Origin of the sequence: Enterococcus sp. DIV0167 (assembly GCF_050541555.1) — a bacterium.
GTDB classification, from domain to species: Bacteria; Bacillota; Bacilli; order Lactobacillales; family Enterococcaceae; genus Enterococcus; species Enterococcus faecalis.
This window is the reverse complement of record NZ_CP172933.1, coordinates 337,084-354,679: the sequence shown is the minus strand read 5'-3', so window position 1 is coordinate 354,679 and position 17,596 is coordinate 337,084. Positions and strand designations below refer to the sequence as shown.

Genomic DNA, 17,596 nt, shown 5'->3' with positions numbered 1-17,596 from the left:
CTAGAAACGATTAACGTTTCTAGCTTTTTATTTTACCAACTTCCAGAGGCACCGCCACCGCCGAATGAGCCGCCACCGAATGAACCACCACTGCTGCTACCAGAACTACTATGATTAGACGGATTGTATTGTGAGTTTAAATAAGCATACGTCAAAACACTACCATCATAACTATATAAAGTATCTCCTACTAATAAACGCCCAAAAGATTGTTTTTTTGCATTTGGATATATACTTAGTAAAGAACCACGCTTAGTGGCACGTCTTATTTTCCCTTTTGTGGCAAATAACGTTGCTCCATTAAGATATAAACAATAAAAAGAAGTCTTTTTCATCTTATTTAATACTTTCTTTGTCTGTTCTGAGTTATTTAGGACAGCCTTTGTTGGTAAACAATTCAAATAATCTTGATACATTTTTTTAACAAGTTTTCTTGTTCTTAAAATTTGTAAAATATAAACAGCACAAATGAGCATCCCAGCAATACTTGCCATTAAAAGAACATTTCTTTTCGTTGTGTTAGTGTTTAACTCTGCTTGTATATTTGTTAATTCATTATCCACTTGTGCGGTTTTTGAATTGATTGCAGCCGATACTTGATCAATAATTTTATTGAGACCTGTATTATAATCCTCGTCTCTAAAAGTCTCTTTTACTTCTTCATTATTAATAATATCATCCGCATAGCTATCCGTTAAAATACTCTCTAAGCCATATCCAACTTCCAAGCGAGACTCGCGATCCTCAATTGCCATTAGAAAAACCACACCATTATTTTTTTCACGATCCCCTACACCTAATTGATTAGCAATCTTATTGCTGTAAGATTCAACAGATTCCCCACTAGGTAACGCAGGAACGGTAATAAGCATAAATTGTGCGCCATTCGCATTTTCCAACAATTGTTGATTCAATTGAAACATTTTCTGTTTAAGTTGATTTGAGACAATACCTGCATTATCTGAAACATAGATATTAGCATCATTAATGTTCAACTGCCCATTCGTTCCAGTAATTGTCACTAATTCATTTTCACCAGTTATTTCTTGTTTAGAAAAGTTATTTATTGTTGTCTGGGTTGACGCTTCAGTCATTTTCCCTGCTAAAATATCGTCTCTCTTTTTTTGTAAGACTTGTTGCTTCTCTCTCAGTGCAGTTTGTTTTGCTTCATAGGAGATTCCCTTTCCTTCATGCCAAGCAGCCATTCCTAATATTAAAATCATACTTAAACTAATTACCACAACAATCGTTGTATTCCGCTGATGCTTTTTATAAAACAAACGAACTTTTTCTTGAATTTTTTCGACTTTTTTATCCAACCTTCCTCACTTCTTTCTTTTTAACCCAAATTTTCTATAATTTTTTTATTTAAATTTTACTTGTGGCACTTCTTTTCCCTGCTCTGTCGCAACATAGTTAGTTTTCTTCTCAAATCCTAAAAGTTTTGCAATTATTTTATCAGGGAATTTTGAAATCTGTTGGTTATATGTTTCAACAGCTTGTATATAGTTACGGCGTTCAACAGAAATTCGATTTTCAGATCCTTCTAATTGAGTCATTAAGGTTTTGACATTTTCAGAAGAAGCTAACTTTGGGTAATCTTCATTCAATACTGTAACAAAATTACCTAATCCTTTTTCAATTTGCTCATTTGCTTGCCCTTTTTCAGAAGAAGATTTTGCTCCTGCGTATGCTTTACGTGCTTCCGTTATTTCTTTTAAAACTTCTTTTTCTTGAGTCATACTGCCTTGAACACTACTGACAAGATTCGGAATTAAATCAGCACGTCTTTGCATTACATTCTCTACTTGTGACCATTCTGCTTCGACTTTATTATCTAAAGTAATCAATTGATTATAAGCTTTCATCACAAATGCACCAATAATCACAACGACAACAACAATAATACTAAGAAATTTATTTTTTTTATTCATCTTACTTATCACCTTTCTTTCTAACTCGTAATACAATCATAACTCTTTTGTAATCTTTTTGAAATATTAAACTTAAAAAATCAGTCCTAGGTCCTAGAAGAAAAGAGCGTGGGACAAAAATCACTTTGGATTTTTGTTCCACGCTCAAAACTGATAAACGGCGGGAACAGAACCAACTCCTTCGGAAATAAGCCGAAATTCTCCAAAAATTAAAGAGCAATTTTCGGAAATTCCTTCTTATTTCTCGGAGCTAAACGGTTCTGTCCCGACCTCTTGTCATTAATTATAAATAGATGTTTCTACACATTAATCAATCGTAATTTTGTTACATTATTTGAAACAGATAGATCTTCGATAACATCGGCATACGTTAGGCCTTTAGGCAAATCAATAGTATAGATATTCGTATAGATTTTTGTATCATCCACCCAAGAAACATTGAAGTTCACATCATAAATTTCAATATGTTTTTCTTCAAAATACTGATTAATAAATTCTTTGGTTTCTTGTTTATGTTGATAGCGAATTTCTAATTTTTTGATTGTTGGTACGTGAATAATTCGTTTGACAATGGTTAAGGCAAATAATACACCGATAAAACTTGTTAAGGCAATCGTATAGTAGCCCATGCCCACCGCGATCCCTAAACCAGCAACGGTCCATAGTGACGCTGCTGTCGTCAATCCGGTGACACTTTGTTTCGTTACAATGATGGTTCCAGCACCTAAAAAGCCGATTCCACTTACAACTTGTGCGATCAATCTTGCTTGATCTGAACGAATGACCCCCGTCAAAGCCGGATTAGCTAACGCATCTTTCAATGCATTGATTGCAATTTGCGACTGAATTAACGCAATAATAGCCGCGCCCATACAAACTAAAATGTGAGTGCGCATCCCTGCTGGGCGATTCTTATATTGTCTTTCAAAACCAATTGCGCCACCCATCACCATCGCTAGGACTAACCGTAAAATAATTTCTGGAATTGTTAGCTGTAACATCCTTTTCACCTCTTCTTCTATTACTTCCAGTATAACAAAAAAAGAACTTGAAACATAAGGAAATCCTTATGTTTCAAGTTCTTTTTAATCAACGATTATAATTTACTTGCAGCTGCATCATCAATGATTACAACAACATCTTGATGGTTTTGTAATGCACTTGCTGGCATGTCTGTTGTTACTGGTCCGTCAATCATTCCTTTAATGGCCTCTGCTTTTGCTTCGCCATAAGCCATTAAAATCATTTTTTTACCTTTCATGATTGAGCCAATCCCCATAGAAACAGCACGTGTTGGGACATCTTCTACTTTGTCAAAATAACGTTTGTTTGCGTTGATTGTTGATTCAGTCAACTCAACGACATGTGTTAAGCTATCTAGAGGTGTGCCTGGTTCGTTGAAACCAATGTGTCCATTTTGACCAATACCTAAGATTTGGATATCTACTGGATGTGCATCGATAATTTTTTCATATTCTGCGGAAGCAGCATCTAAATCTTCTGCTTTACCATTTGGTACAAATGTTTCTTTAAATGGTTTTTTGTCAAATAAGTGTTTGTTCATGAAATAACGGTAACTTTGCTCATCTTCGCCACCTAAACCAACATATTCATCTAAGTTTACAGAAGTCATTTCTGTAAAGTCGACATCACTTGCTGTCATTTCTTTATATAATGTTTCTGGTGTACTACCTGTTGCTAAGCCTAAAACTTTCGCACCATTGTTCATACCTTCTTTAATTAATTCAAACGCTTTTTTGCCGCCTTCTTCTGCATTTGCTACACGGATAATTTGCATTTTGACACGCTCCTTACGGTTTATTTTGGTATAGTCCAATTATAACACCTTCTGAAAAAAATTTCTAGAATAAAAGAAAAAAACTTCTATTTCCATCAGAAATAGAAGTTTTCGAGCTTGTTTAACAGATTAATATTGTGGTGCGTTGGGATCCACATACGTATTTGGATCAGCATAAGCGTTTGGATCTGTGTACGTATTTGGGTCAACGTACGTATTCGGATCATAGGCTCCTTCTGCTGCTTGTTGCGTATTGCCGTTGTATTCTGTTTGACCGGCTGTGGTGTCCGCTGTGCTACTCGAACTAGTAGAGCTATTGGCACTTGAATCACCAGATTCACCAATCAGTGCAGTATCTGTAACAGCATAGCTAAACTGATTATAAAAGGCTAAATCTTTTTCACGTTCAGAAGCATGTTCTTTTAAACCAAGTTGTTTTCTAAGCGTTGTTTGTGTTTTGTATAAGCTATTTGGATCTAGGACTTGATAATAAATATCATCAATGGTTGCACTGTATCCTTGTAATTGTTCAGAGTCAATTGTTTTAAAGGCAGATAAATATTTTGATTGGATGTCCATCATGTCATCCCAAGTTAAGTCTGTTTTTACGTTGGCTTCAACAGCATCAAGAATTTTTCGATATTTTGAAACACCATCAAAACTCATGACTTTGCGCACGATTTTCTCAACAACTTCTCGTTGGCGGCGTTGACGACCCACATCTCCTTCAGGATCTTCGTGACGCATCCGCGCATAAGCCAAACCTGTCGTGCCATCTAACTTGATTTTACCTGCTGGAACAGTAATACCGTCCAACGTAAATTCACCAATCGTATTATCTACTTCAATACCGCCTACCGCATCAATCAGGTCTTTTAACCCTTTCATATTGATGGATACATAGTGATGGATGGGAATATCCAGTAATTCTTGGACTGTATTAATCGCCATTTCGGCGCCACCAAATGCATAGGCATGGTTCAATTTGTCTTGTGTGTCATTTCCAACAATATCTGTTAGAATATCTCTATCCAAACTGATCATTGTGGACTTGTTTTCTTTCGGGTTGATGGTTACAACCATTGTAGTATCTGAACGACCTTGTTCTGTTCGGCCTAAATCGCCTGTGTCAATCCCCATTAAAAGAACAGAGAATGGTTCTTGCGCATCAATATTGGCCGTGGCTCCTTTATTGGACTTACGGTTAACTGATTGATAGATCCCATTAATTGTTGAATTGGCATCTGAATACATCTTAATCCCGTAAGCACATACCCCAGCTACTACCACTAGCAAGACGCTCAAGAAGCCCAGTACTACTTTTTTCCATAGTTTCATAAGACACTTCCTCGTTTATCTAAGAATAATTCTTAATTCATGCCCTTTATTTTCTCATAGTTTGCTTATTCAAGCAATATTTTTTATTTTTTGGAACAAGAACTTAACACAATTGTAAAATAAAAGAGCGCTTTATCAAGGAACAATTGTTATTTTTGAGAAAGTGTTTGCAGAAATTCTTGATAATATTTCTGTTCATTCGTTTCAGTGATAGTTATTTTCTCAAATGCACCGTTTAGTAAATCAGTCAGTGATCCTTCAATCAAATGCGTAATCGTGGCATTCCCAATTAATTCCATCCAATAACTGCCATCAGACGTTTCGTGGACGACTGTTTTCACCATACCTCCAGCATTTTTGACGGTTATTTCTTCATAAAAAACACCATCTTTCAATAACGTATAAAGTAAACTACTTGCGCACATAGCTGTCCCACAAGCACTTGTAAAACCTACACCACGTTCATACGTTCGAACAAATAGTTGATTTTTGCCAAGAATTTCAACAAAACTCACATTTATCCCTTCTGGAAAATATGGATTTTCATTATTTACATAGGTAGCGATTCGTTCAAATTCTGGACCATTTAAGGTTTCGTGATCCACAAATGCTACAAGGTGCGGATTAGGCACTGCTACCGCTGTAAAGCGAATGGTTTTAGATAAGGCTGGTACGATTTCATCAATTAATGTTTGGACCCCTAAATGCATTGGGATAGTGACTGCTTCAAAACTTACTGGCGAAATTTCCACTTGGTAAGTCGCTACTTCTTCAGCTAAATTGGGGGCTTGACGTACTTTCAAATCTGCAAACATTGTTTCAACTGTAAATGATTTTTCTTGGTTTTTTTCAGCTAAATAACGGGCAACCGTACGCAAGCCGTTCCCGCACATGCTTGCTTCACTACCATCGCTGTTAATCACTCGCATTCTAGCATTGGACGTGCCGTGAGTCCCTTCTCCTACCAAAAGTAACCCATCTGCTCCCGCCAATAATCCTGTTTCCCGCGAACATAACTGGATGCGCAATTGCTCAATTTCCTCAGCGGTTAAAGAACGCTCAAACTGTGTTTCATCCAATAAAAAGAAATCATTTTCTGACCCGTGTACTTTTTGCATCATAACATTCATTTTTTTAGCTCCTTCTTTATGTATCCGTTATCTTTCCCTACTTACTTTAGTATGCCATAAACGAACAACTATTTCGACCCTGGATTTGTAAAAGGAAAGAGTCAAATGACAGCCGTCATTTGACTCTTTCCTTCACAATTGGCAAACTTATTTTGCTGCTGCAAAAAGTTCGTTTACTTTATCCCAGTTAACAACGTTCCAGAATGCTTCAATGTAATCTGGACGAACGTTTTTATATTTTAAGTAATACGCATGTTCCCAAACGTCAAGACCTAAAACAGGTGTTTGACCATCCATTAATGGTGAATCTTGGTTTGGTGTTGAAGTGATTTCTAATTTACCGTTATTCACAACTAACCAAGCCCAACCTGAACCAAAGCGGCCAGTTGCAGCTGTTTTGAAAGCAGCTTTCATTTCATCAAAGCTACCAAATGTTTCATCGATTGCTTCTTTAATAGCGCCAGTTGGTTGTCCACCAGCATTTGGTGCCATAATTTCCCAGAAGAATGTATGGTTTGCGTGACCGCCACCATTGTTACGAACGGCAGTACGGATATCTTCAGGAATAGCATTCATATCTGAAATTAGGTCTTCTACAGATTTTTCGCCTAATTCTGGATGTTTTTCAATCGCTGCGTTTAAGTTAGTCACATAAGTGTTGTGGTGTTTATCATGGTGTAAGTGCATTGTTTCCACGTCAATGTAAGGTTCTAATGCATCATAAGCATATGGTAATTCTGGTAATGTGTAAGTCATTTTTTAAATCCCCCTATTTTTTAGTATGTAACATACGTCTTTCATACAACTATTATGATAACAGAGTGAACCGCTTTCTACAAAATAGTTTGCTTGCCAAAAGAAAAGTTTTACAAAAGAGGGAGATTACCTTGTGTTTCCCTCATAAATTCGCTAGAATGACCTGTAGAAGAATGATGTGAGGAGTAAATAAATGAATACATTGCAATTATTTAAGCAGGCCTTTTTTTCAGTTTCAGAATTACGGCATGCGAAAAAAATGGCGTTTTGGAAAGTAATTCTCTATGCTGTTTTTTTAAGTGCTATTTTAGCACTACCTATTACCAAACAAGTCTTTTCTGTGCTACAAGAGGTGCAACAAGATGGCCAAAAAATTGCAGAAAAGTTGCCTGACTTTTCTATTGAAAATGGCACGTTGCAAACAAAGGCTAAAGAATCTGGCTTTATTTATCAAACCGACTCGATTATTTTTACGTTTGATCCAGATGGAAAGCGTACAGCCGCTGATGTCCAAAAAGATTTAATTGGTAATGCGTTTGGTTTGGCTTTTTTACAAGATGAATTTGTAGTCGCCTTACCAAATTCAGGCGCAACTGAATCAATTCTAGGCACCGACCAATTTATCTTCCCCTATAGCAAAGGAACCTTAGATGGCGTTAACGCTCAGAGTATCAAGACTGCGCTAAGTGAAGCAGCAATCCCTTGGTGGACAAAACTCATTGTCTTTTTAGTGGCTATCTACCCTGTTCTAATCGGTTTAGTTTTAGACTTACTGATTGCCGCTATCGGTGCATCTCTCTATTCAAAATTACGTTTTTATTCTTTACGTTTGATTGATTGTTTAAAAATTATTACGTATTGTGCTACCGTGCCGGTCATCTTAAGTGCTATTTTAAACTTCGTAAATCCGATGTTTAACGATGGCATCCTAGTTATTTTACTGAGTCTGTTCTTTTTCTTTGTTACAACCAAAAACGAACCGCGGAATATCCCTGGTTCTTAAAAAAAGAGCCTGGGACAAAAATCACTTTGGATTTTTGTTCCAGGCTCAAAACCTGATAAACGGCGGGAACAGAACCAACTCCTTCGGAAATAAGCCGAAATTCTCCAAAAATTAAAAAGCAATTTTCGGAAATTCCTTCTTATTTCTCGGAGCTAAACGGTTCCGTCCCGACCTCTTTCTATTCTTCAAATTCTTCTTCATCTGTTAATTCAGGTAAGTCAATCGTGGTCACCGCAGATTGGCCAATTTGTGTTAAATATGCAGCTAATTCATCCACATTTTCCACAGGTGAGACGGCTGCTTCAATTGCCATTGCTAAATTAAGTCCAGCGACTACTCGCAATTGCGGATAAGTGCCCATGGCCATCATAGCCACATTACAAGGTGTTCCTCCTTTTAAATCAGCTAATACAAGCGTCGGGACATTGCCAGCTTCTTTTAAGATTGCTGCCAGTTTTGCTTGCGTGCCGCTCAAGCCATCTTCTGCGGTCATTGACACAATCGCAGCATTTGCTAATTCCCCGACAATCATTTGAGTAGAAGCTAAGGTTTCTTCTGCCATCCGTCCATGGCTCATTAAAATTAATTTTGGTTTCATCATATCCTCCTAAAAATACTGCTGATAAATTTTTGTTCGCGCTTTCAGAAAGCCACGTTCTTCACGAGTGGGATGAATCCGATTCGTCAACAAAATTAGGGCTTCTTTGGTCTCTTTTTTCATACCAATCGCCGTTCCAGTAAAGCCAGTATGATACAAATAGTCTGCCCCTGCTTGCGTCTTTTTCACTTCCCAACCAAATGTACGTCCCCCTTGATTCATAGACCAGAGAGCAGTGAACATTTTTTCAGAAAATAATGGTTTGCCAGACGGGTAGCGATTGTTCATAAAACACTGAACAAAAGTGAGTAAATCTGGTAAAGTTGCAAATAAACCTGCACTGCCAATTGGCGCTTTTAGTTGATAGGCTTTCGAATCGTGGACCACTCCCTGAATAACGCCGCGTTGTTTTGTAATCTCTGTGGGCACTGCCTGGGCAAAATCGCTGACCGTAAAACTTGTATGCTGTAGGTTCATTGGTTGAAATACGTATGTTTGAAAGCTCTCTTCTAATGAGCAGCGATCCAATACTTGAATAATTTCTCCCAATAAGTAATACCCTAAATCAGAATAAGTGGTTTTCCCTCGTTCAGATAACGAATGCGTTAAAATGATTTCTTGCAAGCTTTTTTTTGTGACATTTTTCTTATCGACAACATCAGCTGGCAGTCCGCTCTGATGCAGTAGAAGCTCCCCAATCGAACAAGATAGTCCTTGATAATCAGGCAGGATTTCCCCCACAGTGGTTGAAAAAGCAAGCTGATTTGTATCGATTAATTGTAACATTCGATTTGTTGTCCCAATAACTTTCGTTAAGGACGCTAAATCATACAGGCTAGCTGATGAAACCTTTTGTCTTGCAAATGGACCAGTATTACCTAAAAAGCCCGTATACTGTTCTGATAAGCTACCTTCTGTAATCGTTCCCCAAGCGACACCCGGAACGACTTGCTGATTAATCAGTCTCTGAATTGTTTCTTGAATTGCGATTTGATTCATTGTTCACCACTTCTATGCTAAAACTTCTGAAATCCGTCCGTCATGTTCTGCTAATAGTTGTTTGGCTTTTTGAAAATCAACGTGGGCTTTCGCCATTACAATGGCTGGTGCCACTTCTAGCTGTGCTGCCTCCAAGTATTCTTTGGCTTGCGATTCCTCGATTTCTGCTGCTTCTTTAATGATATTCGTGGCACGTTGAATTAATTTTTCGTTCGTTGGTTGTACGTTGACCATCAAATTTTGATAGATATTCCCTACTTTAACCATAATCCCTGTTGAAAACATATTTAACACCATTTTCTGTGCTGAACCCGCTTTCATTCTAGTTGACCCTGTAATGACTTCCGGTCCTACAATTGGCGCAATCCCAATTTCCGCCAATTGATTCATCGGACTTTGATTATTACAGGTAACTGAAATGGTTAGAGCGCCCACTTTTTTTCCGTATTCAATTGCGGAAACGGCATATGGTGTCCGACCACTAGCAGCAATCGCAATTACAACATCTCGGGCGGTCAATTGATGTTGCGTTAAATCTTCGATAGCTAATTCTTTCGAGTCTTCAGCGCCTTCAATTGCTTGATACATTGCTTTTTCACCACCAGCTAAAATACCAAATGCGCGTTCTGGCGACACACTATATGTGGGCGTTAATTCAATCGCATCCAAAGCACCTAAACGTCCAGACGTTCCTGCACCACAATAGATTAAACGGCCCCCTTTTTTAAATCGTTCTGCCGCTGCATCAATTGCTGCAGCAATCTGCGGAAGCACCTTTTCAATTGCTTGTGCTACCTTTTGGTCTTCTTGATTTATTAAAGTCACCATCTCTAATGTTGACACTTGGTCAATCTTTTTAGTCGCTTCATTTCTGGCTTCTGTCGTTAATCCTTCTAAGTTCATTTGCTTGCACACCCCTACTTCTCTTTTAGACGGCTGACAAGTTGACTCGTTTCAATCATATTGCGTTCAATTTCTGTGTCTAAATCATCTTGAATTGAACCTAAATACAGAACATCGCCAATTGCCATTGACGAAGCAATCGATGAAATAGCCCCAACTCGAATGAGGTGCTCATTATTTGGTACTAAAAGAACTTCATCGCTCAATGATCGCACGTTTTCTCCATCGTTACTGGTAATAAAAATAACCGTTGCACCTCTATTTTTGGCAATTTCACAGGCAATTAAGGCTTCTTTTGTCAAACCACTATAGGAGACCGTGATCAAAATGTCTTGTGCCGTTGCATAATTTAAAAACTCCAACATCATGTGACTATCATAATTAAAAATTGCTTGGCGACCAGCGCGGTTAAACTTGTGATAAAGATTATAAGTCGTTAAAGAAGAGGCACCAATTCCAACCAAATGAATTTTTTCCGCTTTTTTAACATGCGCGATTGCTCGTTCCAAGGCTTGTTTATCCACTGTATAAAATAAATCCTCAATCGTAGCATTTAATAAAGATTCTACTTTCATACAAATAGTATCCACCGAATCATCCGCCGCTACAATTGGATCAATATCTTTTTTACCGTTACTGGCAGCTTGTACCGCTGCAATGGATAGTTTTAACTCTTCCCAGCTGTCAAACCCTAATTGTTTAGAAAAACGGGTAACTGATGCTGGAGAAGTTTCGCTATTGCTAGCAATTTCGTTTGCTGTTAATGAGAGAAGACGGGTCGGATCCTTCAGTATATAGTCTGCGATTCTCTTATTTACTTTGGAAAAGTCCTTATATTTTTGTCTGATTGAACGGATTGGCTCCATCTTCTCATCTCCATTTCTATTTTATGAAAGTTAAAATTGCTTCGTTTGGTTCAGAAGGGATCATCTGTGCGGTAATAGTCACCCCATTATCTGTTAAACGACGAACGGTTTGAATATCTTCATCGGTTAATGCAACAGATTTTTTAATTGCTCGACTGCCTTCTTTTTGAGAAATATTGCCGACATTGAAGCTCTGTAACGGAACACCGCCATCAATTAAAGCCGCCATGTCTGCAATGTCTTTCGTAATTAAAAAGACTTTCTCTTCATCATAATTGCCTGCTAAAATTTTTTCAATCGCTTTACGTTTCGATAAAATGGATAATTTAACTCCTGCAGGCTTAGCCATTTTTAAGGCACCAATTTGTAATTGATCTTTGACAGCGGCATCATTTACTACCATGATTCTTTGTGCGCCAACCGTATTCGTCCAAACGGTTGCAACTTGTCCGTGAATTAAACGCTCATCTACTCTTGCATGTACAATTGTCATAATAAATCTCTCCTATTATATACTATTTTTTTAAAATAAACCGCCAACCCAAGCCAACATTGGTTGTAAATTACCTAAAACCATGCCAATTAAAATTAAAACAAAGATTAGCCGTGTTGAATTCATTTTCTTTTTCCCTAGTAACCAATAGGATAAAAGAACAATCCCTAAAGGAATTAATGCGGGTAAAATTTTATCCAACATTTCTTGAACAGATAATGTTACATCTCCCATTTTATAAGTTAAATCTAATTTGTAAGTAATTACCGAAGGAATCAAACCGCCGACCACCGTTAACCCTAAAATAGCTGCACCTTGCGTAAACAATTTCATTTTATCCGCAAATTCTGTCGCAATTTTTTTCCCTTGATGGTAACCAATCCAAGTGAATTTATAGCGAACCCATAGGACCACTGCTCCGGCAATTAACGGGATCAGTAACCCAACAACCTGGCCCCCTTGCGCCATGTAAGCTGCAATCGAAAAAACAATCGCACGATAAATCGCGATAAAAATGGTATCACCAACACCAGCAAACGGACCCATTAGACCTGTTTTCAAGCCAGTAATGGCCGTTTCATCTTCAATGCCGACTTCTTCTTCCAAAGCCATATCAGCTCCGACAATTAAGTGCGACATGGCTGGCGTTGTATTCATAAAGCCAAGATGTGTCTTCAAGGCTTTCTTCATAGCTACTGGATCTTCACTGTATAGTCGCTTTAATGCAGGCATCATCACCCAAGCGTAACCAAGTCCTTGCATTTTTTCATAGTTCCAGCCCCACTGATAGCCAAAAAGATTACGGACGTAAACTTTATTAATATCCTTTTTTGTTAATTTGTTAGTCATCAATCTCAACCTCCTCATCATCTTCGTAAATAACCGTGCCACTTGTTGTAGCTGCGCCGCCTTTGTTATGATTCATCACATAAATCGCTGCTAAAGCCAAGCCAACCAGTGCGACACCTAAAACTGAGAAGAATTGGGCCCCATAAGCAAGTAACACGAACCCAATAATAAAATAAGGCCAGTATGTTTTAATTGGTAAGTAACGCATTAAAATAGCAATCCCCATCGCTGGTAAAATAGCACCTGCTGCTTTTAACCCATTCATCACCCAAATAGGAATCCAATTATTGATAGCGTTTACAACTTGTTCACCAAAAGCTAGGCCAATAAAAACTGGGATGACACGAGAAATCGTCCAAGGAAAAATTCCTAAAACATTGCAGCGCTCGACCCCTTTATAATTTCCTTCTTCCGCATAGCGATCTGCTTTGTGTTGGAAAAACGTATTAGCCATTCTGCCTAAAATATCTAGTTGTGTTAATAATAACCCAATCGGAACCGCAACTCCGATACCATACTCTGCCCCTTTCCCTGAAATGATTGCATAAGCCGTTCCCATAATGGCCCCCGAAAGAAAGTCTGGGACTGTTGCTCCTCCATAAGTCGCTACGCCTAATGTCATCAATTGAAGCGTTGCCCCAATCATCAAACCTGTTTGAACATCTCCTAAGACTAGGCCAGTAAACGTTGCAGCAAACAATGGTGTATATGGACCAATCTGAATAGAAATTTGGTCAAGTACACCAACAACTGTGTAAAGACATAAAATCAAAATAATACCAATCGATACTGTCATGCTTTCTCATCCTCCTTGAATGCGTTTTCTTTTTTGTATTTGTAGAATACCATTAAAGAAATGTCATTTCAAGTTCTTTTTAAAAATATTTTCAAATGAAATTACATTTCTTATATAATTTTTATGCTATACTAAAAGAAAACGGTTTAGGAGTGATTATGTGCGGGTTTTGCTGATTTATTTCATAACTATTTTTCTATCCAATACAGTTGGGGCGCTCTCTGGGATGGGTGGAGGCGTCATTATTAAGCCTGTTTTGGATTTTCTTGGGTTCCATTCGTTAAATAGTATTGCGTTCTATTCAAGTGTCGCTGTTTTTGTCATGTCCATTTCTTCGACTTATAAACAGTATCAAAATGGTGTCCAAATTGAATGGAAAAAAGCCGCGAGTATTTCGTTTGGTTCCTTAGTCGGCGGTATGTTAGGTGATTTACTTCTTAATCAGGCGATTGCACTAGCGCCAAATGAAGAAAAAGTACAACTAATCCAATATATCATCATGTTGGTGACCTTGGTTTTGGTTCTTCTCTACAATCAATTTTCCAACTGGCACTTACACCTCAACGGATTGAGCATTTTTCTGATTGTCGGATTAGGCTTAGGGATTCTATCAACCTTTTTAGGCATCGGTGGCGGTCCCATTAATGTAGCTTGCCTTATTCTCTTTTTTGGAATGGATATCAAATCAGCAACTGTCTATTCCATCATTACTATTTTTTTCTCCCAACTCGCCAAACTTGGCAATATCGGCTTGACCACAGGGTTTGCGGTTTTTGATTTAACAATGCTTTGGGCTATTATTCCTGCCGCTTTATTCGGTGGTTATGTCGGCGGTCTTTTCAGTAAAAAATTATCTCAACAACGGGTCGCCCAAATTTATAGTTTAGTTGTTTTTTTAGTTATTTTGTTAAATATGTATAATTTGTGGACTGTTATCTAAAAAAGAAGCGCTTTGTCGTATAGACAAAGCGCTTCTTTTTTAATTAAATCACTGTTAATTTAACATCTATATTATTTCTTGTTGCTTTAGAATATGGGCAAATTTCGTGGGCTTTTTTAACAAGTTCTTCTGCTTTAGCTTGATCTACTCCATCAATGTGAACTTCTAATTCAGCACCAACGCTAAACCCATCTTCTCCTTGGAATAAGGATACACGTGCAGTTACTGTACTTTTACCTTCGACTTTTTCTTGATCCATCACTAATTCTAATGCACCGTTAAAGCAAGCACTGTAAGCCGCTGCGAATAATTGTTCTGGATTTGTTGTATTTTCTTTCTTGACACCTGGCGAAGCAACCGCATAAGAAAATGATTTATCCGGTGAGTGAACTTCTCCTGCACGTCCACCCGTATTAATGATAGTTGTTTCATAGATTTTTTTCATGTAAATTCCTCTCCTTTGTAAAGTTTTACACTTCTGAGAACTTGTTACTTACATAATTATTGTAGGAAACTTTGTCAGATACAGCAAACGTTGTGCTTGTGAATAATAAAAAATAACATTTAACGTTGTATTTTTGACGTAGAAAAAGAACCCATTCTATGATAGGATAAAGTGAACTTGTACATTTGTACACAAACTATTTTACAAAGGAGACTTTCCCTTGACACACTTACTTGATTATCAACCATTAAACCTCTACACAAACTATCAAGAAGCCGCAGAAAAAACACCAACTGTTCCAATTATTTTTGATGAATCTTTGCCTGCTTTTCCTGCACTTGGCTTAGAAACAACTTATGGTGAAAGCCATCAAGAAATTTTGAAACGGGCATATCAATTAGCCGCTTTAGGTGTAAAAAAAGGCGACAAAATTATTATTTATAAAAGTCCTAAATTCGACACGTATTTACTAGCTGTTGCGGCCTCATATCTAGCAGCCGTTCCTGTAATGGTTTCATACCATTTACCTTTTGAAACAATTGAAGTATTCGTTGATCGTTTAGAAGATCCTTATATTTTATTTGATGATGTGACTGCTGAAAAAGTTCAAGCTGTTCGTAATAGCTCTGCCAATAAAAAACTTTCGGTTGCTTCTCTTTTAGAAGCTGATGCCACGGAAGTTCCTCAAGACGAACTGACTAAAGACGAAATTGCCTACATGACCCACACCTCTGGAACAACAGGTATTCCTAAACTTATCTGTCATTCCAATCACTCTATGGGTTGGCGTACAAAATGGCAAAAAACCATTTTTACAAAAATTGCTGAAAAGAAATTAGTTGGCTTTCATATTTCGCCAGTTCATTCTCGTTTTAACATTGGCGTGTCTTCTTTAATGGCCATGGGCTTCCCTATGATGCCTTTAGCAAATGCTTCGAGCGAAAAAGTCGCTGAAATGTTCAGCACCTATCAACCAATCGCTGTAGAAACACACCCCAATAACTTCGTTCAATGGGTTCGTTTGGCCAAAGAAAAACCTGAAGCTTTCGCTAGTGTCCATTATTATCATTCTACTTTTGATGCAATTAACAACGCTACAATGGTGGCTTTCTTAAAAGCATCTGCTGCCAATGAACCAATTTTCCTACAAGTTTATGGACAAAGTGAATGCGGGCCAATGATCTTACGAGCGCATACTTTAGACTCCCTAAAAGATTCAGATGCTCGTGACATGGGTGTTGGTTTAGAGGATTTAACACAAGCTCGAATTACTGATGAAAAAGGACAAGTTTTACCTGCGATGACGGACGGCCATATCCAATTCTTATCAAAAGGACGGGCCTTAACATATTACAAAGAAGATGCCCGCTTTGCAGAAAATGTCTACGGCGAATGGTGGGACAGCGGCGATTACGGAATGTTAGATGAACGCGGCCACTTATTCTTGAAAGATCGCCAAGTAGATCTAATTGAAAACATCGACAGTAATTTAGCTATTGAAGATCATTTATTGGATGCATTAGATTTCTTAGAAGAAGTGATTATTGTCCGTGGCAAAGAAAATGAACCTCAGCCAATTTTAGCGGTTGTCCCTGGGGAAGAAATGGATTGGGACGCTTGGTGGACACAAGTAGCCGATTTACCACATTTAAACGAACCTATCATTATGGCTTTTGATGAAATCCCTCACACAGCTACTATGAAAGTGCAACGTTTACAACTAGAAAAATGGTTGAAAGAACAATAAAATAAAATTCTTTGTTAAACAGTGTTGGTCAAAAGAACGTTTAGACCAGCGTTGGAGCAAGTGGAGCAGAAAGCTAAAAAGTTAACTCGTTGTAGGTTATCTTAAGCTTTAAAAAGAGGGGCAGTCGTCGTTTTGACGGCTGCTCCTCTTTCTTTTGTCTACCGTTAATTAAATCCTTTTTGTGAAGAGCTTGACATGGGATGGTTCCCACAAATTATACTTAGCTTATTCAAAGAATGGAGTGAGCAAGTATGAAAATTTTAATTAAACAAGATTTCGACACGATGAGCGAATGGGCAAAAATGTTACTTCTAAGCACGATGAGCAAAGATAAACGAGTGAATTTATCAATTACCGCTGGCAAAACGCCAACACTTGTTTACCAAAAATTAGCCTCGATTGTGAAAAATTCATCTGAATTTGATAATGTTCATTATTATAACTTTGATGAAATCCCCGTTCCTCATCAAAAGGAAGGCATTACTCTGACAGATTTGCGGACGCTGTATTTGACACCTGCGGAAATATCCGAGCAAAACATCCATCCATTAACTGTTGAAAACTTTCAACAACAAGATCAACGGATTGCTGACGCAGGCGGCTTAGATTTGATGTTAATTGGCTTAGGAGCAGATGGTCATTTTTGCGGGAACATGCCCACTACCACTCATTTTAAAAATGAAACCTATCAAGTGACCGTCACTGGTTCAGAGCCTTGGTTTGTTCCTGAAATGATGCAGCCAGGCATGACCTTTGTTACGATGGGGCCAGCCAGCATCATGAAAGTTAAGCATCTTGTCCTAATTGTAAATGGTGAACAAAAAGCTCAGATGGTCAAACAAGTGCTCCAAGGACCTGTCACAGAAACGTATCCTGCTTCTATTCTTCAACTCCATCCAAATTTAACGGTTCTCTTGGATGAAGCCGCAGCGAGTCAATTAGAAAAATAAAAAATTGCGCCTAGATTATGCTTCTCTGCATAGTCATAGGCGCAATTTTGT

At 38.0% G+C, this 17,596-nt stretch carries 19 protein-coding genes; 4 read left to right on the top strand and 15 right to left on the bottom strand.

The genetic code is table 11. The features are described 5' to 3' along the window. Positions 1–32: 32 nt before the first annotated feature. The 7 genes from IGM09_RS01805 to IGM09_RS01775 form a co-directional block, all read right to left on the bottom strand. On the bottom strand, positions 33–1,319 hold the full coding sequence (locus IGM09_RS01805) for a TPM domain-containing protein (RefSeq protein WP_033624805.1): 1,287 nt from the start codon (positions 1,317–1,319) through the stop codon (positions 33–35). 45 nt (positions 1,320–1,364) lie between these two features. After that, positions 1,365–1,934 (bottom strand): LemA family protein, encoded by a 570-nt coding sequence (locus IGM09_RS01800; RefSeq protein ID WP_002385314.1) that lies wholly within the window; start codon positions 1,932–1,934, stop codon positions 1,365–1,367. A 299-nt stretch (positions 1,935–2,233) separates the two neighbouring features. Beyond that, positions 2,234–2,935 carry an MgtC/SapB family protein gene (locus IGM09_RS01795; protein WP_002355354.1) on the bottom strand — a complete coding sequence of 234 codons (702 nt, stop codon included), beginning with the start codon at positions 2,933–2,935 and terminating at the stop codon, positions 2,234–2,236. A gap of 95 nt (positions 2,936–3,030) precedes the next feature. Further along, positions 3,031–3,732: a glucosamine-6-phosphate deaminase gene (nagB, locus tag IGM09_RS01790; RefSeq protein ID WP_002355352.1), complete on the bottom strand. Its 702-nt coding sequence runs from the start codon at positions 3,730–3,732 to the stop codon at positions 3,031–3,033. Between the two features lie 129 nt (positions 3,733–3,861). Further along, on the bottom strand, positions 3,862–5,070 hold the full coding sequence (locus tag IGM09_RS01785) for an LCP family protein (protein WP_002383706.1): 1,209 nt from the start codon (positions 5,068–5,070) through the stop codon (positions 3,862–3,864). 149 nt (positions 5,071–5,219) lie between these two features. Next, a complete protein-coding gene (gene dapF, locus IGM09_RS01780) occupies positions 5,220–6,200 on the bottom strand; it encodes a diaminopimelate epimerase (RefSeq protein WP_010775544.1) in 981 nt (326 codons plus the stop codon). A 147-nt stretch (positions 6,201–6,347) separates the two neighbouring features. Continuing rightward, positions 6,348–6,956, bottom strand: coding sequence for a superoxide dismutase (locus IGM09_RS01775; protein WP_002361201.1), 609 nt, complete (start codon positions 6,954–6,956; stop codon positions 6,348–6,350). Between the two features lie 193 nt (positions 6,957–7,149). Between IGM09_RS01775 and IGM09_RS01770 the strand changes: the two genes are divergently transcribed. Continuing rightward, on the top strand, positions 7,150–7,959 hold the full coding sequence (locus IGM09_RS01770) for a DUF1189 domain-containing protein (protein WP_002355344.1): 810 nt from the start codon (positions 7,150–7,152) through the stop codon (positions 7,957–7,959). Positions 7,960–8,137: 178 nt separating this feature from the next. On the opposite strand, the gene IGM09_RS01765 is transcribed toward IGM09_RS01770, so the two are convergent. Genes IGM09_RS01765 through IGM09_RS01735 form a run of 7 tightly spaced genes read right to left on the bottom strand, consistent with a single transcriptional unit; the run spans position 8,138 to position 13,463 of the window. Continuing rightward, positions 8,138–8,557, bottom strand: a complete 420-nt coding sequence (locus IGM09_RS01765; protein ID WP_016617052.1) for a PTS sugar transporter subunit IIA — start codon at positions 8,555–8,557, stop codon at positions 8,138–8,140. Positions 8,558–8,566: 9 nt separating this feature from the next. Further along, complete coding sequence (locus IGM09_RS01760; protein WP_010821382.1) at positions 8,567–9,556, bottom strand: serine hydrolase domain-containing protein; 990 nt, start codon at positions 9,554–9,556, stop codon at positions 8,567–8,569. Between the two features lie 12 nt (positions 9,557–9,568). Beyond that, the gene (murQ, locus tag IGM09_RS01755; protein ID WP_002355340.1) at positions 9,569–10,459 is read right to left on the bottom strand and encodes an N-acetylmuramic acid 6-phosphate etherase; all 891 of its coding nucleotides are present in this window, start codon (positions 10,457–10,459) and stop codon (positions 9,569–9,571) included. Between the two features lie 14 nt (positions 10,460–10,473). Continuing rightward, positions 10,474–11,325 (bottom strand): MurR/RpiR family transcriptional regulator, encoded by an 852-nt coding sequence (locus IGM09_RS01750; RefSeq protein WP_002355339.1) that lies wholly within the window; start codon positions 11,323–11,325, stop codon positions 10,474–10,476. A 16-nt stretch (positions 11,326–11,341) separates the two neighbouring features. Next, entirely contained in the window at positions 11,342–11,818 is a 477-nt protein-coding gene (locus tag IGM09_RS01745) for a PTS system mannose/fructose/N-acetylgalactosamine-transporter subunit IIB (RefSeq protein ID WP_002355337.1), read from the bottom strand. A 30-nt stretch (positions 11,819–11,848) separates the two neighbouring features. Further along, complete coding sequence (locus IGM09_RS01740; RefSeq protein ID WP_002355336.1) at positions 11,849–12,667, bottom strand: PTS system mannose/fructose/sorbose family transporter subunit IID; 819 nt, start codon at positions 12,665–12,667, stop codon at positions 11,849–11,851. Then, a complete protein-coding gene (locus IGM09_RS01735) occupies positions 12,660–13,463 on the bottom strand; it encodes a PTS mannose/fructose/sorbose/N-acetylgalactosamine transporter subunit IIC (RefSeq protein ID WP_002358431.1) in 804 nt (267 codons plus the stop codon). Before IGM09_RS01735 ends, IGM09_RS01740 begins: the two co-directional genes overlap by 8 nt. 169 nt (positions 13,464–13,632) lie before the next feature. On the opposite strand from IGM09_RS01735, the gene IGM09_RS01730 reads away from it, so the two are divergent. Next, positions 13,633–14,403 carry a sulfite exporter TauE/SafE family protein gene (locus IGM09_RS01730; protein ID WP_189656411.1) on the top strand — a complete coding sequence of 257 codons (771 nt, stop codon included), beginning with the start codon at positions 13,633–13,635 and terminating at the stop codon, positions 14,401–14,403. Positions 14,404–14,446: 43 nt separating this feature from the next. Here IGM09_RS01730 and IGM09_RS01725 read toward each other — a convergent pair whose 3' ends face one another. Further along, complete coding sequence (locus IGM09_RS01725) at positions 14,447–14,848, bottom strand: organic hydroperoxide resistance protein (RefSeq protein ID WP_002355332.1); 402 nt, start codon at positions 14,846–14,848, stop codon at positions 14,447–14,449. A gap of 220 nt (positions 14,849–15,068) precedes the next feature. On the opposite strand from IGM09_RS01725, the gene IGM09_RS01720 reads away from it, so the two are divergent. Both IGM09_RS01720 and IGM09_RS01715 read left to right on the top strand, forming a co-directional pair. Continuing rightward, positions 15,069–16,595: an AMP-binding protein gene (locus IGM09_RS01720; protein ID WP_002366111.1), complete on the top strand. Its 1,527-nt coding sequence runs from the start codon at positions 15,069–15,071 to the stop codon at positions 16,593–16,595. Positions 16,596–16,846: 251 nt separating this feature from the next. Next, entirely contained in the window at positions 16,847–17,545 is a 699-nt protein-coding gene (locus IGM09_RS01715) for a glucosamine-6-phosphate deaminase (RefSeq protein WP_033624804.1), read from the top strand. The last annotated feature ends 51 nt before the right edge of the window (positions 17,546–17,596 follow it).